Raw genomic sequence first — 19587 nt, 5'->3', positions numbered from 1 at the left:
CGTGACCGTCAACATGACCAAGGGTCAGGCCATCAGTCTGCAGAAGAACGACGGGACCGGCCTGACCGCGGTGCGCATGGGTCTCGGCTGGCAGGCGGCTCCCCGGCGCGGCCTGTTCGGCTCGCGCACCCGGGAGATCGACCTCGACGCGTCCGCCGTCCTGTTCGCGGACAAGCAGCCGGTCGACGTCGTGTTCTTCCGCCACCTGGTGAGCGACGACGGCTCCGTGCGCCACACCGGTGACAACCTCGTCGGCGGTGTCGGCCAGGGCGGCGACGACGAGGCGATCCTCGTCGACCTCGCGCGCGTGCCGGTCCACATCGACCAGATCGTCTTCACCGTGAACTCCTTCACGGGTCAGACCTTCCAGGAGGTGCAGAACGCGTTCTGCCGCCTGGTCGACGAGACCAACGGCCAGGAGCTGGCCCGCTACACGCTCGCGGGCGGCGGCCAGTACACGGCCCAGATCATGGCGAAGGTGCACCGCTCCGGCTCGGGCTGGACGCTGACGGCCCTCGGCACGCCGACGAACGGCCGTACCTTCCAGGACCTGATGCCGGCGATCCTGCCGCACCTCTAGGGCGGCCCGGCGCACACCACACGACACGGCTGAGCAGGGGGACGAGAGCGATGGCGGCCGAGCTGGTGCGAGGGCAGAACCACCCGCTCTCCCAGGTGCACCTGGAGATCCGGGTCGCGGCGGGCAGGCCGGTCGTGGCCGCCGCCACACTCGGCGACGAGCACGGCAGGATCCACGGCGTGGAGTGGGTGGCCCACCCGGGCACACCCACCCTGGCCGGCCTGGAGGTCTCCAAGCAGGCGGCCGCCGACCACCGCCTCGCGGTGGACCTGGGCGCCATGCCGGAGACCGTGCACCGCGTCAGCGTGCTGCTCGCCCTGCCCCTCGGCACCGACGGCCCCGCCCGCTTCGGCGCCGTTGCCTCCCCCTTCGTCGCGGTCACCGGCCTCGACGGCACGGAGGTCGCCAGTTACACGATCACCGGCCTGGACGCCGAATCGGCCGTCGTGGCCCTGGAGTTGTACCGCAGACAGGGCGCCTGGAAAGTGCGCGCAGTCGGCCAGGGCTACGCGGGCGGCCTCGCCGAACTCCTCACCGACCAGGGCCTGCCCGAGGCCCTCCACCTCGCGGGCAGCATCAACGAAGCGGTGGCCCAGGGCCTCGCCCGCTCCGTGGCGGCGCCCCCACCACGCACCGCGGACGGCGACCGCACCCGTCAGGCGGCCACACCGGCCCTCGGCTCCGACGCGAGCGGACCTACGACACAGGGCGCCTCCGGAGCCGTAGCACCGCAGCCGCCGACCGTTCCGTACGGTGCGCAAGGTGCTGTGGCGCCGCCGTCCGGATACCCGGCGGACTCGGCCCCCGCCCAGCCCGCCGCTCCCACCGTCGGCGGCCCGATCGACTACAGCCACCCGCGTCGGCAGACCGGGGCGCCCCCGGCACCCGCGCCGACCGCGCCGCCTGCTCCGCCCGGGCAGCCCGCGCGGCCCGTCGCCGGCGACGCGACCGGGTGGTCGATGGAAGAGCGGCTCTACAACCAGGTGTGGGGCATGTTCGAGGACCTGGCCCGCACCATGGCCGCGTACCGCAGCGCGGTCGACTTCGCCGACTCGCGTATGGAGAAGGAGCTCGACCGGGCCCTGTCCGATCCGCGCAGCCGGATCGGCGGTCAGGGCGACGCGGCCCGCGAGGCGGCCCAGGCCAAGCACGCCCAACTCGTCGACCAGGCACGGGCGGCCCTCGACCGGGACCTCGCCCAGTTGGCCGCCGAGTCCGAGGTGGTCGAACCCGCCCTTCCGCTCGCGTTCGCCGGCTGGGACAACCCGGTCTGGCACGGCTACCGCGTCCCGATGGAGTTCCCCATGGCCCTGCGCCTGGGCGATCTCCACCTCCCGGAGAGCCCCGAGCTGCGCATCCCGATGCTGGTCCGGCTGCCGCTGGAGCGCGGGCTGTGGATCGACAGCGCCGGCGGGGAGTCCGTCGACGGCTCGTTCGCCGACTCGCACGAACTGCGGCGCCTCGCGCTGGACACGGCCGTGGCACACGCGGCCCGGCTGCTAGCCGTCTATCCGGCGGGCGAGTTCGCCGTGCACGTCATCGACCCGGCCGGCTCGGCGGCGCAGGCACTGGTCCCGCTGGTGCACACCGGCGTCCTCGCGGCGCCGCCCGCCGTGGGCGCCGCCGGGGTGGCGGACGTCCTGACCCGGCTCACCCAGCGGGTGGACCTGGTGCAGATGGCGGTGCGCGGAGGCGCCGCCGACTCGCTGCCGCCCGGTCTGGACACGGCCGAGCAACTGCTGATCGTCAACGACTTCCCGCACGGCTTCGACGACCGGTCCGTGACCCAGCTCCGCTATCTCGCGGATGAGGGCCCGGCTGTCGGCGTCCACCTGATGATGGTCGCGGACCGTGAGGACGCCGCGGGCTACGGCCCGTTGCTCGACCCCCTCTGGCGTTCGCTGATGCGACTCACCCCGCTGCCCGACGACCACCTCGCCGACCCCTGGGTCGGACACGCCTGGACGTACGAGCCCTCGCGCGTGCCGCCCGGCAGTCAGGTGCTGCGGCAGGTGCTGACGGAGGTCGCGACAGCCCGCACCAAGCACAGGTAAAGCCTCTCTACCTGCGCTTTTATCCTTTCTTTGGTAATTGCTTTACCTTTCCTTGGTGGTTGGGGTAGGCTTTTCCGTACGGAGGGGAGTACTCCCTATCTGCTGCGGCGTACCCGTCAATACGGATCAGGCCAGATCCCGGGGCGTCGGCCCTGGGCGCCCGTCCAAGGTGGAAGAGACCTCCGGTAGCGACGACGCTGACCATTTGCCGTTAATACCGCCGGAGGACAGTAGTGGATGTTTCCGTGACCCTGTGGGTCCTGACCATCGTGGGGCTGGCCGCCCTCATCGCCGTCGACTTCTTCATCGGCCGCAAGCCGCATGACGTGTCGATCAAGGAAGCCGGAATCTTGACGGTCGTCTGGATCGCCCTCGCCGGACTCTTCGGACTCGGCCTGCTCCTCTTCGGAGGCGGCCAGGCCGGCGGGGAGTTCTTCGCCGGCTTCATCACCGAGAAGTCGCTGAGCGTCGACAACCTCTTCGTCTTCGTCCTGATCATGGCGAAGTTCGCCGTGCCCTCGCAGTACCAGCAGCGCGTGCTGCTCGTCGGCGTCCTCATAGCCCTGGTCCTGCGGGCCATCTTCATCGCGGCCGGCGCGGCCATCCTCGCCAGCTTCGCGTGGGTCTTCTACATCTTCGGCGCCTTCCTCATCTGGACCGCCTGGAAGCTCATCAAGGAAGCCCGGGCCGACGAGGAGGAAGAGGAGTTCGAGGAGAACAAGCTGCTCAAGGCCGCCGAGCGCCGCTTCGGCGTGGCCGACCGCTACCACGGCACCAAGCTGTGGATCCGGGAGAACGGCAAGCGCGTCATGACCCCGATGCTGGTCGTGATGCTCGCCATCGGTACGACGGACGTGCTGTTCGCCCTGGACTCCATCCCCGCGATCTTCGGCCTGACCCAGGACCCGTACATCGTGTTCACGGCCAACGCCTTCGCGCTGATGGGCCTGAGGCAGCTCTACTTCCTCATCGGCGGCCTGCTGAAGAAGCTGGTCCACCTCAGCTACGGCCTGTCGGTCATCCTCGGCTTCATCGGCGTCAAGCTGGTGCTGCACGCGCTGCATGAGTCCGGGGTGCACGTCCCGGAGATCTCCATCCCGGTCTCGCTGGGTGTGATCTGCGCGGTCCTGATCGTCACCACGATCACCAGCCTGATGGCCAACAAGAAGACGGCGGCGGCCGAGGCGGCGCGTACGGGGACCGAAGGCGCTCCGAAGGACAGCATCGACGCCTGACCACGCCCGACGTAGGAACGACAAGCACCGGGAGCACCGCACGATGAATTGCCGACCACCGCTCCCGGTGCTTCGTTGGATACCGAGCGCGCCCGGCCCGGGAGCGCGACGGCCGGGTGGAGGCATCCATGGACGCATCGATGAAATTCGTGCAGATCGTCGACTTCGAGACCGACCGCTTCGACGAGATGCGGGCGGTGGCCGAGGAGGCGGACAAGCGCTTCGCGGGCCGTTCCGGCGGCCCGACGCACCGCCTCGTCCTGCGCGACCGGAACAATCCCGGCCATGTCCTCGTCGTGATCGAGTTCGACTCGTACGAGGACGCCATGCGCAACAGCGACGATCCCGAGACCACCGAATTCGCCCGGCAGATGGCCGCGTTGTGCACCAGGCCGCCGTCCTTCACGGACTGCGACGTACTGGACATGACCGAGTTCAAGTAGCGCGGGACAGGCCCCGCAGCGCCGGAGTGCGGGGCCTGTACGCCTCTGCGAGGATCGCTTCATGATCACTCGGCTCAGGTCGCTCACCACCCGGTGGACGACCCTCGTGCCGGTGCTCGCGGTCGTTCTCCTGGTCTTCACCTGGGGGCGGAAGGATCTGCCCGGCGCGGTCGTCGCCCTGGTGACGGTGGTCCTCGCCGGCGCCGTGCTGGCCGCGGTGCACCACGCCGAGGTGATCGCCCACCGTGTCGGCGAACCCTTCGGCTCCCTGGTCCTCGCCGTCGCCGTCACGATCATCGAGGTCGCCCTGATCGTCACCCTGATGGCCGACAGCGGCGACAAGAGTTCGACGCTCGCCAGGGACACCGTCTTCGCGGCCGTCATGATCACCTGCAACGGCATCGTCGGCCTGGTCCTCATCGTCGCCTCGCTGCGCCACGGCACGGCGGTCTTCAACCCCGAGGGCACCGGCGCCGCCCTCGCCACCGTGGCGACCCTGGCCACGCTCAGCCTGGTCCTGCCGACCTTCACCACCAGCAAGCCCGGCCCGGAGTTCTCCGGCGCCCAGCTCACCTTCGCCGCGCTCTCCTCACTCGCCCTGTACGGCCTCTTCGTGGCCACGCAGACCGTGCGGCACCGCGACTACTTCCTGCCGGTCTCCCGACAGGGCGAGGCCATCACCAAGGACCACCACGCGGACGCGCCGTCCGCCCGCACCGCCCTGATCAGCCTCGGCCTGCTGGGCCTCGCCCTGATCGGCGTGGTCGGACTGGCCAAGGGCGTGTCGCCGACCATCGAGTCCGGCGTCGAGGCGGCGGGCCTGCACCACGCCGTGGTCGGCGTGATCATCGCGCTGCTCGTGCTGCTCCCCGAAACCATCGCCGCCCTGCGCTCCGCCCGCCGCGACCGGGTACAGACCAGCCTCAACCTCGCGCTCGGCTCCGCGATGGCCAGCATCGGGCTCACCATCCCCGCCGTCGCCCTGGCGTCGATCTGGCTCTCCGGACCACTCGTCCTCGGCCTCGGCTCCACCCACATGGTGCTGCTCGCCCTGACGATCGTGGTGAGTTCGCTGACGGTGGTTCCGGGACGGGCGACACCGCTCCAGGGCGGAGTCCATCTGGTGCTGTTCGCGGCGTACTTGGAGCTGGCGATCAATCCGTAGCGCGTCACCCGACGACAGGCTCGGGGACCGCCACCGCCACCGGCCGGGTCTCCGGCAGCAGCGCGAAGCAGCCCAGGCTGAACAGCGCGACCCCCGTCAGATAGGCACCCACACCCCAGGGGACCCGCCCGCCGTGCTCCGCGAGCGCCGTCGCCACGATCGGGGTGAGCGCGCCGCCGAGGACCCCGCCGAGGTTGTAGCCCACGGCCGCGCCCGTGCAGCGCACACGAGGCTCGTACAGCTCCGGGAGATAAGCGCCGAGCACGGCGAACATCGACACGAACGCGAGCAGCGCCCCCAGGAAGCCGAGGAACATCAGCAGCGGCGCCCCCGTGGCGAGCAGCGCGACCATCGGGAACATCCACAACGCGGAGGCCGCGCACCCCAGTAGACACAGCGGCCGGCGCCCGTAGCGGTCGCTCAGCAGCGCCACCAGCGGGGTCAGCGAGCCCTTCACCACCACGGCGGCCATGATGCAGGCCAGCATGACGGTACGGCCGACCCCGAGCCGTTCCGTGCCGTAGGCGAGGGACCACGTCGTCACCGCGTAGAAGATGGCGTACCCCACCGACAGCGCCCCGGCGGTCAGCAGCACCAACCGCCTGTGCTCGCGCACGACTTCGGTGAGCGGCACGCGCGCGTGGTCGTCGATCTCCAGGAACCGGGGACTCTCGGCGAGCGACGAACGCAGCCACAGCCCGCCCAGGGCCAGCACCCCGGCCACCCAGAACGGCACCCGCCAGCCCCACTGCGCGAACTGCGCGTCGGTCAGGCTCGCCGACAGCGCCAGCATCACGCCGTTGGCCAGCACGAACCCCACCGCAGGACCGACCTGCGGAAAGCTCGCCCACAGCCCGCGCCGCCCGGCCGGCGCGTGTTCGGCGGTCAGCAGCACCGCCCCGCCCCACTCCCCGCCGAGTCCCAGCCCCTGCAGAAAACGCAGCACCAGGAGGAGCACGGGAGCGGCCACCCCGATCGAGCCGTACGACGGTACGCAGCCGACCGCGACGGTCGAGGCACCGGTCAGCAGAAGTGAGGCGACCAGGACCGGCCGCCGTCCGCGCCGGTCCCCGAAGTGCCCGAACAGGATCGAGCCCAGCGGGCGCGCCACGAAGCCCACGCCGAACGTCCCGAAGGCGGCCAGTGTCCCCGCCACCGGCGAGAACGTCGGGAAGAACAGGGGGCCGAGAACCAGGGCCGCCGCCGTGCCGTAGACGAAGAAGTCGTAGAACTCGATCGCGGTGTCGGCGAGCGAGGCGGTCGCGAGGCGGAGCATGGACGGGGTGCTTACGGTGGGTGTATCTCGCATGCCGCGTCAACTACCCACAGTGAACGACGGTTACGGGGGCGCGCGGTGGTGCGGAGGCGGCGTGATAGACCGGGTCGGAGCAGCGGCCGTCGACCGGCGGCCCCGCCTGCGACGACATGTCCGAACGGACCGGAGGAACCGTGCCCCGCACCCTGGCCAACGCCCCGATCATGATCCTCAACGGCCCCAACCTGAACCTCCTGGGCCAGCGTCAGCCGGAGATCTACGGCTCCGACACGCTCGCCGACGTCGAGACCCTGTGCGTCAAGGCGGCGGCCGGGCACGGCGGCACGGTGGACTTCCGGCAGTCCAACCACGAGGGCGAACTGGTCGACTGGATCCACGAGGCGCGGCTGAACCACTGCGGCATCGTGATCAACCCGGGGGCGTACTCGCACACCTCGATCGCCATCCTGGATGCCCTCAACACCTGTGACGGGCTACCGGTGTTGGAGGTCCACATCTCCAACATCCACCAGCGCGAGTCATTCCGGCACCACTCGTACGTCTCGCTGCGCGCGGACGGTGTCATCGCGGGCTGCGGAGTGCAGGGGTACGTGTTCGGGGTGGAGCGCGTCGCCGCGCTGGCGGGGGCGGGGAAGGCCGACGCGTAAGCACCGGCCTCCAGGCGTACGCCCCTTACAGACCACCAGTTACAGACGACCCGTCACGGGCGGCCGGTCACAGCCGGCCCGCCTCCACGATCCGTCGCAGGAAGCGCTGTGTGCGCTCCTGCTGCGGGTCGCCGAAGATCTGCTGGGCGGTGCCGCGCTCCAGGACCACGCCTCCGTCCAGGAAACAGACCTGGTCCGCGACATCCCGGGCGAAGCCCATCTCGTGCGTGGCCAGCACCATGGTCATGCCCTCGTCCTTCAAGTCCCGGACGACGGCGAGCACTTCACCGACCAGCTCGGGGTCGAGCGCTGCGGTGATCTCGTCGAAGAGCAGCAGCCGCGGCCGTACGGCCAGGGCGCGCACGATCGCCACCCGCTGCTGCTGACCACCGCTCAGCCGGTCCGGATACGCGCCCGCCTTGTCCCCGAGCCCGAGCCGCTCCAGCAGCTCACGCGCGTGTGCCTCGGCCTCCGTGCGGGACACACCGTGCACCCGCCGCGGGGCCAGGGTGATGTTCTCCAGGACCGTCATGTGCGGGAACAGGTTGTACGCCTGGAACACCACGCCGATACGGCGCCGTATCGCGTCCGGGTCGACGCGCGGGTCGGTGATCTCCTCGCCGTCCAGCCAGATCGCGCCGTCGTCGATGTCCTCCAGGAGGTTCGCGCACCGCAGCAGCGTCGACTTGCCCGACCCGGAGGCGCCGATCAGCGCGGTCACCGTGTGCGGAGGCACCTCCAGGTCGACGTTCCGCAGGACGACGGACGTACCGAAGGTCTTGCGGACGGACTCCATGCGCAGCACGGGAGAGGCGGCGGAGATGTCTTCGGTGCTCATGTCGTGCCTCCCTGGGCGCGCTGCCGGTCCATCCGCGCGGTCACCCAGTCCGTGAAGCGGGTCATCGGGATGGTCAGCGCCACGAAGACGAGCCCCGCGACGATGTACGGCGTGTAGTTCAGGGCGCGCTGCGCGATGATGTCGGACGCCCGTACGGCGTCGATCGCACCGCCGATCGATACGAGCCCGGTGTCCTTCTGGAGCGACACCAGATCGTTCAACAAGGGCGGCACCTGCCGGCGTACGGCTTGGGGGAGCACCACGTGCCGCAGCGCCTGCCGGTTGCTCAGGCCCAGCGAGCGGGCCGCCGCACGCTGCGAGGGGTGCACGGACTCGATGCCGGCGCGGAACACCTCGGCGACGTACGCCGAGTACGTCAGCGTCAGGGCCGCACCGCCCAGCCACACCGGGTCGACGGTCACGCCTTGGAGGCGCAACGCGGGCACTCCGAAGACCACGATCATGAGGTTGATGATCAGCGGCAGCCCGCGGAAGAAGTCCGTGTACGCCGCCGCCAGCACCCGAAGCGGGAAGAACACCGGCCCGCGCAGGGTGCGCGCGATGGCGATCAGCATGCCCAGGACGAGCACCAGGACGCCGCAGATCAGCAGCAGCCGGATGTTGAGCCAGAGCCCTTCGAGGACCTTGGGGAGGGCCTCGCGCGCGTAGTGTCCGTCGAAGAAGGTCTCCTTGGTGCGCTCCCAGCCCGGCGCGCTGACCACGACCACGTACAGGACGACGACCGTGACCAGGGTCGACACCGCGGCGATCGCGGTCGCGCGACGGGCACGCGTGCGCTTGTGGCGTTCGCGGTCCAGCCGTCGCTGCGAGGGGACGTACGCGTCGCCCCCGCCGGGCATGTCGCCCTTGTCGTCCGCGGCCTCCCGGCCCGACTCGCCCTTCACCACGGTCACTTGAGGACCGGGGCGTCGACGGCGTCGGAGAGCCACTGCTTCTCCAGCGCGGCCAGCGTGCCGTCCTTGCGGAGCGCGTCCACGGCCGACGTCACGCAGGACGTGAGGTCGCTGCCCTTGTCGAGGACGAGCCCGAACTGCTCCGGCGTGCCGCCCTGGTTCTCGAACTGGCCGACGATCTTGGCGTTGGTCACCTCGGCCGAGGTGATGTAGAAGGCGGTCGGCAGGTCGACCACGATCGCGTCGACCTGGCCGTTCTTCAGCGCGGAGACGGCCTGGTCGTTCTTGGAGAACGCGGCCTCCTGCTGCGTCGGCTTCACTACGTCGCTGATGTAGTTCAGGCTCGTGGTGCCCACCTGGGCGCCCAGCTTGAGGCCCTTCAGGTCCGCGATGGTCGTCGCCTTGGCGGCTTTGCTGCTCTTGAGCGCGATGACGGCCTGCCGCACGTCGTAGTAGCCGGACGAGAAGTCGACGGCCTTCTTGCGCTCGGTGCTGATCGACACCTGGTTGATGTCGAAGTCGAAGGTCTTCACGCCGGGCGCGAAGGCCTTGTTGAAGGGGACGCTCTGCCAGACGACGGCGCTCTTGGCGTAGCCGAGCTGCTTCGCCACGGCGTACGCGACCGCCGACTCGAAGCCCTTGCCGTTGGCCGGCTTGTCGTCCTCGAACCAGGGCTCGTACGCCGGTTCGTCCGTCGCGATCGTCAGCTTGCCGGAGGTCTGGGTCGCCAACTTGCCCTTGGCGCAGGTGGTCGCGGTCGAACCGGACGCCTGGTCGGAGGCTTTGTCCTCCGGTTGCGGAGCACAGCCGACGGCGGTGGCGAGGAGGGCTATGGTGACGGCGGCTATCGCGCGACTCGGTACGCGAGGGGCAAGGTGCATGGCGGGAGAGTGACAGCCAAACATCCTGTTTGTCGAGGTCACAGCCCTCAATGTCCGCATATTGGGAACGGGTGTTGCGTTCTCGTGAACAGCTCCTGTGCGATCCCGCCCGCGACACGCTCGCCGGGGCCGCCGGTCGAGGGCGGGGATCGATGGACCGGCGGCCCATCCGCGCAGGAGCCGTCGTCCTGAGCGGGGCTGTTTCCAGTTGACCGCGCAACCACGTGTCGTGGGAGCGCGCGCGGGACACCGGCGCGTGCGAAGGATTCACACGGGGCGCGCACGCACCGGCTCACGCCGGATTCTCACCACCCGCGCGCGTGCCACTCCGGCAGGTGCGGGCGCTCGGCGCCCAGGGTGGTGTCGTTGCCGTGCCCCGGGTAGACCCAGGTCTCGTCCGGGAGGGCGTCGAAGATCTTCGTCTCGACGTCGTGGATCAGACTGGCGAACGCCTCGGGGTCCTTACGGGTGTTGCCCACACCGCCCGGGAACAGACAGTCCCCGGTGAACACATGAGGGTGCCCGTGCGGGTCGTCGTAGACGAGCGCGATCGAGCCCGGCGTATGGCCCACCAGGTGACGCGCGGTCAGTTCGACCTGCCCCACCCGGATCGTGTCGCCGTCGTCGACCGGGACGTCGGTCGCCACCGGGATGCCGTCGGCGTCCTCGCGGCCCGCGTACGTACGCGCGCGCGTGGCCGTCACGACCTCGGCGAGCGCCTGCCAGTGGTCGCCGTGCTGGTGGGTGGTGACGACGGACGCGATGCCGTCGTCGCCGATCGTGCCGAGCAGGGTCTCCGCGTCGTTGGCCGCGTCGATCAGCAACTGCTCGTCGGTGGCCCGGCAACGCAGCAGATAGGCGTTGTTGTTCATGGGCCCGACCGCGATCTTGGTGATCATCAGGTCCGTGAGTTCGTGCACATCCGCCGGTCCGCCGACCGTGACCTCGCCGCTGTACGTCATGACGGTCAGCCTAATCCGTTTCCGGAGGACGTTCCGAAGTGGCCGACGTCTCCCGGACATTCGAGTGCGGAACGGGGATGCCTTGAGCGCGATGGCGACGGAGGCCGATCATTCCCCCATGAGAGCCGAAGCGCGCACGTTCCTCGCCGACGGCCCGCTTCCCGACTGGGACGCGAGCGAAGAGGAGATCGACAGGCGGGCCCGCCAACTCGCCGCGATCCCGAAGCCGGTCACGGGAGAGGAGGCCCGGGCGCTCGTCTCCTGCTTCGGCCCGGACGACTGCTACGGCGTCGCCTGGACGCTTCTGCACCTCATCGAGACCGGCCCGAACCCGGTCTTCACCACCCGGCCCGCACGCGACGCCAACGAGTGGCATCAGCGGCTCTACGCCAGGGCCGGGGGCCTATAGCGGGGGAAGCGCCGGCAAGGAGCCGCCGTCGACCGTCAGGCCGGACCCGTCCCGGCGTCCGCAGAGCCAGCCGAGCAGCTCGACGGGGCTTCCGGTGACGGTGAGCTCGGGCTTGTCGGCCGCCCGGCCCGTGCTCCACGCGTGCGTGCCGTCGGTGAGCCGTGTCGACGGCACATCGAGGTGCCCGTCGAACCGCTCGACCAGGAAGGCGATCTCCCGCTGGGTGAACTCCTCCGGAAGATCCTCCAGCTCGTACCCGGTCCCCAGGTCCACGTGATGCAGCTCGACCTCGACCCACCGCCGGAACGGGATCCGGGACGCGGTGTCGACGACCCCGTTGCGCAGCTCCACGGTGCGCGACCAGTCCGCGGGAGCGGCACCCGCGGACTGGAAACGGGCCCCGCTCTCGCGCAGGTCGGCGAGCTGAGCGTCGAGGGGGCGCGGGGCGTCGCGCTCGATGTCGGCGTCACGGACACTCGCCGTCGCGTACATGGGGCGCCCCTCCAGGACGTTCACGAGGGCGTCCGCGTTCCGGGCGAGATGGGCCAGGACGTGGCCGCGGCTCCAGCCGGGAAGCCGTGACGGCTCGGCCACGGAGGCGTTGTCCAGTCCGGCGGCAGCGGTGAGCACTCGCTCGGTCGCATCACGTACAGAGACCAGGTCATGAGCGTGATCAATCATGCTGCTGACCCTAGTCCCGCCACACCTTTGGGTGAAGGTGGTGAAGCAGTGCCGTAAATCGAATGCACGTGCTATATCGTCGGGTGCGGCGTCGGGCATGCTGGAAGGCCGGAGGTTGTTATGCCTCGGCCGGGATTCCGACCGGCGTTGTCAGTGGCTCCCCCTAGTCTGAGAACGACGGGGGCCCCGCCCCTGTCACTTCTCTCAAGAAAGGTGCGGACCGGCGTGGCCGACCGTCTCATCGTCCGTGGCGCGCGCGAGCACAATCTGAAGAATGTCTCGCTCGACCTTCCACGCGACTCGCTCATCGTTTTCACGGGCCTGTCCGGGTCGGGCAAGTCCTCCCTGGCCTTCGACACGATCTTCGCCGAGGGCCAGCGGCGCTACGTGGAATCGCTCTCCTCGTACGCCCGCCAGTTCCTCGGCCAGATGGACAAGCCGGACGTCGACTTCATCGAGGGTCTGTCCCCGGCCGTCTCCATCGACCAGAAGTCGACCTCGCGCAACCCGCGCTCGACGGTCGGCACCATCACCGAGGTCTACGACTATCTGCGCCTGCTCTTCGCGCGCATCGGCAAGCCGCACTGCCCGGAGTGCGGCCGCCCGATCACGCGCCAGTCGCCGCAGGCCGTCGTCGACAAGGTCCTCGCGCTGCCCGAGGGCAGCCGCTTCCAGGTCCTGTCGCCGCTGGTGCGCGAGCGCAAGGGCGAGTTCGTCGACCTCTTCGCGGACCTCCAGACCAAGGGCTACAGCCGCGCGCGCGTGGACGGCGAGACCATCCAGCTCTCCGAGCCGCCCGTCCTGAAGAAGCAGGAGAAGCACACCATCGAGGTGGTCATCGACCGCCTCACGGTGAAGGACTCCGCCAAGCGCCGCCTCACCGACTCCGTGGAGACCGCCCTCGGGCTGTCCGGCGGCATGGTCGTGCTCGACTTCGTCGACCTCCCCGAGGACGACCCCGAGCGCGAGCGCATGTACTCGGAGCACCTGTACTGCCCGTACGACGACCTGTCCTTCGAGGAGCTGGAGCCCCGCTCCTTCTCCTTCAACTCGCCCTTCGGTGCCTGCCCCGAGTGCTCCGGCATCGGCACGCGCATGGAGGTCGACGCCGAGCTGATCGTCCCGGACGAGGACAAGTCCCTCGACGAGGGCGCCATCCACCCGTGGTCGCACGGCCACACCAAGGACTACTTCAGCCGCCTCATTGGCGCCCTAGCGGACGCGCTGGGCTTCCGCACCGACATCCCCTTCGCGGGCCTCCCGCAGCGCGCCAAGAAGGCCCTGCTGTACGGCCACAAGACGCAGATCGAGGTGCGGTACCGCAACAGGTACGGCCGCGAGCGGGTCTACACGACACCCTTCGAAGGCGCCGTCCCCTTCGTCAAGCGCCGGCACGGCGAGGCGGAGAGCGACGCCAGCAGGGAGCGCTTCGAGGGGTACATGCGCGAGGTGCCCTGCCCCACCTGTCACGGCACACGCCTGAAGCCCGTCGTCCTCGCGGTCACGATCATGGACAAGTCGATCGCCGAGATCTCCGGCATGTCCATCAGCGACTGCGCGGAGTTCCTGGGCGGGATGAAGCTCGACGCCCGCGACAAGAAGATCGCCGAGCGCGTGCTGAAGGAGTGCAACGAGAGGCTGCGGTTCCTGGTCGACGTCGGCCTCGACTACCTCTCGCTGAACCGCGCGGCCGGCACGCTCTCCGGCGGCGAGGCCCAGCGCATCCGCCTGGCCACCCAGATCGGCTCCGGACTCGTAGGCGTCCTGTACGTCCTGGACGAGCCGTCCATCGGCCTGCACCAGCGCGACAACCACCGGCTGATCGAGACCCTGGTCCGGCTGCGCGACATGGGCAACACGCTCATCGTCGTCGAGCACGACGAGGACACCATCAAGGTCGCCGACTGGATCGTCGACATCGGCCCCGGCGCGGGCGAGCACGGCGGCAACGTCGTGCACAGCGGCTCTCTGAAGGAGCTGCTCGCCAACGAGGAGTCGATGACCGGGCAGTACCTGTCCGGCAAGAAGGCCATCCCGCTGCCCGAGATCCGGCGCCCGCTTGACCCCTCCCGTCGGCTCACGGTGCACGGCGCCCGGGAGAACAACCTCCAGGACATCGACGTCTCGTTCCCCCTGGGCGTGTTCACCGCGGTCACCGGTGTGTCAGGCTCTGGCAAGTCGACCCTGGTCAACGACATCCTGTACACGCACCTGGCCCGCGAGCTGAACGGCGCGAGGAGCGTGCCGGGACGGCACACGCGCGTGGACGGCGACGACCTCGTCGACAAGGTCGTGCACGTCGACCAGTCGCCCATCGGCCGTACCCCCCGGTCCAACCCGGCGACGTACACCGGAGTCTTCGACCACGTCCGCAAGCTGTTCGCGGAGACGACCGAGGCGAAGGTGCGGGGCTATCTGCCCGGCCGCTTCTCCTTCAACGTCAAGGGCGGTCGCTGCGAGAACTGCGCGGGCGACGGCACCATCAAGATCGAGATGAACTTCCTGCCGGACGTCTACGTCCCGTGCGAGGTGTGCCACGGCGCCCGGTACAACCGGGAGACGCTGGACGTCCACTACAAGGGCAAGTCCATCGCCGACGTCCTGAACATGCCGATCGAGGAGGCCACGGAGTTCTTCGAAGCGGTCCCCGGGATCGCCCGCCACCTCAACACCCTCAAGGACGTCGGCCTCGGCTACGTCCGGCTCGGTCAGTCCGCGACCACCCTGTCCGGCGGTGAGGCCCAGCGCGTCAAGCTCGCCAGCGAGCTCCAGCGCCGCTCCACCGGCCGTACGGTCTACGTCCTGGACGAGCCCACCACCGGCCTGCACTTCGAGGACATCAGCAAACTCCTCACGGTGCTGGGCGGGCTGGTCGACAAGGGCAACACGGTCATCGTCATCGAGCACAACCTCGACGTGATCAAGGTCGCCGACTGGGTCGTCGACATGGGCCCCGAAGGCGGCGCGGGCGGCGGACTCGTCATCGCGGAGGGCACCCCGGAGCAGGTCGCCGCGGTAGGGGCCAGCCACACCGGCAAGTTCCTGCGCGAGATCCTCGACGCCGACCGGATCAGCGACGGAGCCCCGGTGAAGGCTCCGCGCAAGGTGGCCGCCAAGAAGACCGCGGCGGTCGCCGCCAAGAAGTCCGTGCCCGCCAAGAAGGCCACGCCCGCGAAGAAGACGACGCGGGCCCGCAAGGCCTGACCGGCACAGAGCAGTACGCGGATGCGGCGCCTCGCGGGAACTCCCGCGAGGCGCCGCATCCGCTCAACGCCCCCTACAGATCGCCCAGTTCGGAGGCGTACGGCGGTTCCGCCCCCGCCCGTGAACAGGTGATCGCCGCCGCCCGCGCCGCGAACCGCAGCAACTGGGTCCAGCCGTCGCGGCCCAGGACGGCCATCCCTTCCGCGGACAGCGCGTTCCGGGCGGACAGATGGTGCAGCAGGGCCGCGTTGACGGTGTCGCCCGCGCCGATCGTGTCCACGACGTCGACCTTCTCGCCCGGCACCGGGTACACCGTGCCGTCCTGGGTGAACGCGGCGAGGCCGTCGCCGCCCTGGGTGATCACGACGGCCGAGGGGCCCGCGTCCAGCCACTCGCGCGGGGTGCCGCCCAGCCACAGCGCGTCCTCCTCGGACAGCTTGAGGAGCGACACGTACGGCAGCCAGCTCTTGAAGCGCGCCCGGTAGGCGTCCGGGTCTGTGATCAGGCCGACCCGGATGTTCGGGTCGAGCAGGGTGAACACGCCCTGCCCGGACGCGGTCCGCATCAGCTCCTCGTAGGCACTCGCGCCCGGCTCAAGGACGAGCGAACAGGTCCCGAAGGACACCGCCTCGGTCTCTGCGGGCAGCGCCGAGGGCACCGTGAAGAGCCGGTCGGCGGTGCCCTCGACGTAGAAGGAGTACGTGGCCGAGCCGTGTGCGTCGAGCGTGGCGACCGCGAGGGTGGTCGGCTCCGGGCCGCGCTGCACGTCCAGGACGTCCACGTTGGCCTGCCGCAGCCCGGCGAGGAGGGACTCGCCGAACGCGTCGTCGGACACGCGGGAGCAGAAGGCCGTGGGGGAGCCGAGGCGGCCGAGGGCGACGGCGGTGTTGTAGGGGCCGCCGCCGAGCGCCGGCTTCAGGGCGGCGAGGGCTCCCGTGCCCTGCGGCACCAGGTCGATGAGGGCCTCACCGGCTACGACGATCACGAGGCGGTTCCTTCCTTGGACTGTTCGGGCTGGTCAGGGCAGCCGCAGGAGGTGCGGTGGACGAAGGTGCAGGGGAGCCGCAGGACACGGGCGGGCCGGTCCGGCGCGGTGAGCCGGTCCAGCAGGAGCCGTACGGCCTGGGCGCCGATCTCCTTGCTGGGCTGGGCGATCGCGGTGAGCCGGGGATCGAAGAGGTCGGCCCAGGCGAAGTCGTCGAAGCAGCACAGCGCGAGATCGCGGGGGACCGACAGACCGCGTTCGCGCAGGGCGCGCAGGGCGCCGATGGTCATCGCGTTGTTGGCGGTGACCAGCGCCGTGGGCGGGGCGGCGAGGGACAGCAGTTGCTCGGTGGCCCGCTCGGCGCCGGCCGACTCGGAGTCGCCGTGGACCAACAGCCGTTCGTCGTAAGGGAGTCCGGCGGCGGCGAGGCCGTGGCGGTAGCCGGCGATCCGCTCCCGGGTGGTGCTGAGTCCGGGCAGGCCCGCGACGAGGCCGATACGGCGGTGGCCGCGTCCGGCGAGGTGGGTGACGAGGTGGGCCGTCGGTTCGACGTTCTCGGCGCACACCTGGTCGACGGGCGGCGCGTCGGCCGAGGGTGCCTCGACCACCCGGTCGAGGAACACCGTCGGTACGGAGTGCCGGCCGAGGTAGGCGATCAGGGCGTCCGGGGCCGCCGACGGCGCGATGATCATGCCGTCCACCCGGCGCTCGTGCAGGAGTTGGACGACCGTGCGCTCGTGCTCCGGGTCGTCGTGCGGATCGGCGATGAGCAGGCTGTAGCCGTGCTCCAGGGCTCCCGCCTCGACGCCCTGGAGGATCTCCGTGAAGTACGGGTTGCTGATCGCCGACACCGCGAGGCCGATGGAGCGGGTGCGGGACGTCACCAGGGAGCGGGCGAGGGTGTTGGGGGTGTAGCCCAGTTCCTCGATCGCGGTCAGCACGGCCTGCCGGGTGCCGGGCAGCACCGGACGGGTGTCGTTCAGCACGTGCGAGACGGTCGCGACGGACACACCGGCGCTCCTTGCGACATCGGCCATGGTGGCCATCGCGGGTCCCCCTCCCCGAGGTGCGGTGGGCCTTCCGGTCGGGAACGTATCCCATCCGACGCCCGACGTAAACGCTTGCGCAAACGTTTACGTACCGTGAGCGCCTGTTCGGCGAACCCACCGCAAAGCGGGCGGAATGCCACGGGTATCGTCGCCCTGCACCGACCGCCGAACAGCCCGAACGACTGCTGGAGACCCCCATGCCCGGCCGCCCCGCCCCGAGCCGTCGTACCGTCCTGCGCGGCGCGGCCCTCACGCCCGTCGCCGGGCTCGGACTCGCCGCCTGCTCGGGCGGTGGCTCAGGGGCCGCCGCGACCCCGACCGCGCCCGTGGAGCTCGGCGCGGAGAGCGAGCTCGCCAAGGGGAGCGCCAAGCTGTACCGCGATCAGAACGCGGTCGTCAGCCGGGCCGCGAACGGCACCCTCAAGGCGTACAGCACGATCTGCACGCACGCGCAGTGCCCCATCAACAAGCTGGACGGCACGACCCTCATCTGCCCGTGCCACGGCAGCCGGTTCGACGCCACGACCGGCAAGGTGCTCCGGGCCCCGGCCACCGAGCCGTTGCAGGAGCTGAAGGTCACGGCCGAGAACGGCCGGATCGTCGCGGGGCCGGCCGCCTGATTCCGGAGGCGTCCCGGCCGCGGCGGCTCACTCCCAGTCCCAGCCGATCCCCACGATCCCCGACCGCATCCGCGGCTCGACGAGGTGCACCGAGTGGTGCCCTCCGGTCAGGCGCAGCTCCTGACGGCCGCTGCGCGGGGCCGCCGCCGAGTGCTGGGTGAAGCGGTGGCAGCGCACCGGCAGCGCGCTTTCGTCGAAGCTCACCTGGAGCGCGTACTGCCCGCCCGCGATACCGAAGTCACGGAGGTACTCACGGGAGACGCCGGCGGTGCCGTCCTCGACGCCGTAGCGGAAGAGGAACGTATCTCCCAAGCGCAAGCGGGTGCCGAAGAGGAGCTCGGCGACCAGCACGCCGGTCTCGTGGTGACGGCGGACGCGGCCCGTACGGCAGTTCTCCAGGGCGTGCACGGTCATACGGTCCGGGGCGCAGCCCGGGTCGCCGTAGTGGACGGCTATGAAGCGGTCGATGCCGTCCCGGTGGGCGCGGACGATGTGCTGCGACTCGCGGCCGACCAGCTCGCGGTGCGGTCCGACGCGCACGCGCTCGTGGTGCCCCAGGGTGTGCAGGCCGCTGTCGAGCGAGGACTCCAGCTCGGCCAGGAGTTGTTCCAGGACTCCGGAGGCCTCGACGAAGGAGCGGTAGGAGCGGGCCGCCGGGCGCTGCGCGACGGCGCGTTCCTCGGCCTCGGCGAGCAGCCGGATCAGTGACTCCTCCGGGAGCTGGAGGATCTCCTCCAGCGCCCGTACGGCGCGCAGCGACTCGGGGCGCTGCGGGCGGCGGGCGCCCTGCTGCCAGTAACTCAGGCTGGTGACGCCGACCTTGACCCCGTAGCGCGTCAGGTGGTGCTGGACGCGCTGCAGCGGCAGTCCGCGGGCGGCGATGGCGGCGCGCAGCGCGACATGGAAGGGGCCGCCGCGCAGCGCCGAGTCCAGTTCCGCGGTGGCGACGTCTGCCTGCTGTGTGGCGTGCGGCATGCAGGGGCCCTTTCTGTGAATGTTCACAACGGCTGGTCAGGCCGTTCACGCGAGTTGCTCCGGGCCCCCGTCGGCGCCGGAGGAAGGTGCTCACATCCGTATGCGCCGTCGTTCACGCCCCGAGTTCCCCCGCATTGAAGCGTGTTGACCAAGTCCCGACAACACCTGTCGCCCATCAGGCATATGTGACCTGGCCGAGTCGCGGCGGGTGGTCTCACGGCGGTGCGGGCGGCCCCTCGTCGCCCAGCACGTCCCTGATCGCCCGCGCGGACACGGCCGACTTGTGCAGGAAGCCGTGCGCGGGGCTGGCGGCGATGAGTTCCTGGAAGTCCTCCCGGGAGTGGGTCGAGATGAGGATCACGGCCGGTACGTTGCCCACCAGCAGGCGCGCGACGTCGAAGCCGTTCTCGCCGTCGAGGTCGAGATCGACCAGGGCGACGTCGGGGGCCGACTCCCGGGCCTGGGAGAGGGCGTCCGCGCCCGTCGAGGCGATGCCGACGACGTCCACCCCGCTTCGCTCCAGCAGGGCGCGAGCCGCCTCCAGGAACCGGGCGCTGTCATCGACGAGGAGACAGCGCAGTGACATGTCCTCAGCTTGCCAACCGGTGGTCGGTCGCGCCTTCCAGCTAGCCGGAAAGTGCTGAAGTCCCGTGCCGTGACCGAAGGTTC

General features: G+C 70.3%; 19 protein-coding genes. 9 read left to right on the top strand and 10 right to left on the bottom strand.

Annotated elements, in window-relative coordinates; all coding sequences use genetic code 11:
• Nucleotide 1: 1 nt before the first annotated feature.
• The 5 genes from OG223_RS14395 to OG223_RS14375 all read left to right on the top strand — a co-directional run bounded on the left by OG223_RS14395 (nt 2) and on the right by OG223_RS14375 (nt 5477).
• On the top strand, nt 2-580 hold the full coding sequence (locus OG223_RS14395; RefSeq protein WP_019060481.1) for a TerD family protein: 579 nt from the start codon (nt 2-4) through the stop codon (nt 578-580).
• 50 nt (nt 581-630) lie between these two features.
• Entirely contained in the window at nt 631-2634 is a 2004-nt protein-coding gene (locus OG223_RS14390; protein WP_329247492.1) for a TerD family protein, read from the top strand.
• Between the two features lie 233 nt (nt 2635-2867).
• A complete protein-coding gene (locus tag OG223_RS14385; protein ID WP_329247489.1) occupies nt 2868-3869 on the top strand; it encodes a TerC/Alx family metal homeostasis membrane protein in 1002 nt (333 codons plus the stop codon).
• Nucleotides 3870-3997: 128 nt separating this feature from the next.
• Complete coding sequence (locus OG223_RS14380; RefSeq protein ID WP_329247487.1) at nt 3998-4312, top strand: hypothetical protein; 315 nt, start codon at nt 3998-4000, stop codon at nt 4310-4312.
• A 61-nt stretch (nt 4313-4373) separates the two neighbouring features.
• Complete coding sequence (locus OG223_RS14375; RefSeq protein ID WP_329247484.1) at nt 4374-5477, top strand: calcium:proton antiporter; 1104 nt, start codon at nt 4374-4376, stop codon at nt 5475-5477.
• Nucleotides 5478-5481: 4 nt separating this feature from the next.
• On the opposite strand, the gene OG223_RS14370 is transcribed toward OG223_RS14375, so the two are convergent.
• A complete protein-coding gene (locus tag OG223_RS14370; protein WP_329247482.1) occupies nt 5482-6753 on the bottom strand; it encodes an MFS transporter in 1272 nt (423 codons plus the stop codon).
• 173 nt (nt 6754-6926) lie between these two features.
• On the opposite strand from OG223_RS14370, the gene aroQ reads away from it, so the two are divergent.
• Nucleotides 6927-7400: a type II 3-dehydroquinate dehydratase gene (gene aroQ, locus OG223_RS14365; RefSeq protein WP_329247479.1), complete on the top strand. Its 474-nt coding sequence runs from the start codon at nt 6927-6929 to the stop codon at nt 7398-7400.
• A gap of 67 nt (nt 7401-7467) precedes the next feature.
• On the opposite strand, the gene OG223_RS14360 is transcribed toward aroQ, so the two are convergent.
• The 4 genes from OG223_RS14360 to OG223_RS14345 all read right to left on the bottom strand — a co-directional run bounded on the left by OG223_RS14360 (nt 7468) and on the right by OG223_RS14345 (nt 10995).
• Entirely contained in the window at nt 7468-8238 is a 771-nt protein-coding gene (locus tag OG223_RS14360; RefSeq protein WP_329247476.1) for an amino acid ABC transporter ATP-binding protein, read from the bottom strand.
• A complete protein-coding gene (locus OG223_RS14355) occupies nt 8235-9152 on the bottom strand; it encodes an amino acid ABC transporter permease (RefSeq protein WP_329247473.1) in 918 nt (305 codons plus the stop codon). Before OG223_RS14355 ends, OG223_RS14360 begins: the two co-directional genes overlap by 4 nt.
• Entirely contained in the window at nt 9149-10033 is an 885-nt protein-coding gene (locus OG223_RS14350) for an ABC transporter substrate-binding protein (RefSeq protein WP_329247470.1), read from the bottom strand. The genes OG223_RS14355 and OG223_RS14350 overlap by 4 nt, the downstream gene beginning before the upstream one ends.
• A gap of 305 nt (nt 10034-10338) precedes the next feature.
• Nucleotides 10339-10995 carry an MBL fold metallo-hydrolase gene (locus OG223_RS14345; protein WP_329247467.1) on the bottom strand — a complete coding sequence of 219 codons (657 nt, stop codon included), beginning with the start codon at nt 10993-10995 and terminating at the stop codon, nt 10339-10341.
• A 118-nt stretch (nt 10996-11113) separates the two neighbouring features.
• Here OG223_RS14345 and OG223_RS14340 point away from each other — a divergent pair, with 118 nt between their 5' ends.
• Nucleotides 11114-11404 (top strand): hypothetical protein, encoded by a 291-nt coding sequence (locus tag OG223_RS14340; RefSeq protein WP_329247464.1) that lies wholly within the window; start codon nt 11114-11116, stop codon nt 11402-11404.
• Here OG223_RS14340 and OG223_RS14335 read toward each other — a convergent pair.
• On the bottom strand, nt 11399-12085 hold the full coding sequence (locus OG223_RS14335; RefSeq protein ID WP_329247461.1) for a maleylpyruvate isomerase family mycothiol-dependent enzyme: 687 nt from the start codon (nt 12083-12085) through the stop codon (nt 11399-11401). The two genes, OG223_RS14340 and OG223_RS14335, sit on opposite strands and share 6 nt — an antisense overlap.
• Nucleotides 12086-12310: 225 nt before the next feature.
• Here OG223_RS14335 and uvrA point away from each other — a divergent pair, with 225 nt between their 5' ends.
• Nucleotides 12311-15289 (top strand): excinuclease ABC subunit UvrA, encoded by a 2979-nt coding sequence (gene uvrA / locus OG223_RS14330; protein ID WP_329247459.1) that lies wholly within the window; start codon nt 12311-12313, stop codon nt 15287-15289.
• Between the two features lie 73 nt (nt 15290-15362).
• Here uvrA and OG223_RS14325 read toward each other — a convergent pair whose 3' ends face one another.
• The gene (locus OG223_RS14325) at nt 15363-16274 is read right to left on the bottom strand and encodes a carbohydrate kinase family protein (RefSeq protein ID WP_329247456.1); all 912 of its coding nucleotides are present in this window, start codon (nt 16272-16274) and stop codon (nt 15363-15365) included.
• Nucleotides 16271-17320: a LacI family DNA-binding transcriptional regulator gene (locus OG223_RS14320; RefSeq protein ID WP_329247453.1), complete on the bottom strand. Its 1050-nt coding sequence runs from the start codon at nt 17318-17320 to the stop codon at nt 16271-16273. The genes OG223_RS14325 and OG223_RS14320 overlap by 4 nt, the downstream gene beginning before the upstream one ends.
• Before the next feature lie 200 nt (nt 17321-17520).
• On the opposite strand from OG223_RS14320, the gene OG223_RS14315 reads away from it, so the two are divergent.
• Nucleotides 17521-17943, top strand: coding sequence for a Rieske (2Fe-2S) protein (locus OG223_RS14315; protein ID WP_329247450.1), 423 nt, complete (start codon nt 17521-17523; stop codon nt 17941-17943).
• Between the two features lie 27 nt (nt 17944-17970).
• On the opposite strand, the gene OG223_RS14310 is transcribed toward OG223_RS14315, so the two are convergent.
• Both OG223_RS14310 and OG223_RS14305 read right to left on the bottom strand, forming a co-directional pair.
• On the bottom strand, nt 17971-18918 hold the full coding sequence (locus OG223_RS14310) for a hypothetical protein (protein ID WP_329247449.1): 948 nt from the start codon (nt 18916-18918) through the stop codon (nt 17971-17973).
• Nucleotides 18919-19132: 214 nt separating this feature from the next.
• On the bottom strand, nt 19133-19504 hold the full coding sequence (locus OG223_RS14305) for a response regulator (RefSeq protein WP_329247446.1): 372 nt from the start codon (nt 19502-19504) through the stop codon (nt 19133-19135).
• Between the last annotated feature and the right edge of the window lie 83 nt (nt 19505-19587).

This window comes from Streptomyces sp. NBC_01478, from assembly GCF_036227225.1.
Taxonomy (GTDB): Bacteria; Actinomycetota; Actinomycetes; order Streptomycetales; family Streptomycetaceae; genus Streptomyces.
Note: the sequence above shows the minus strand (reverse complement) of the source record. Positions and strands in the feature narration are given on the sequence as shown.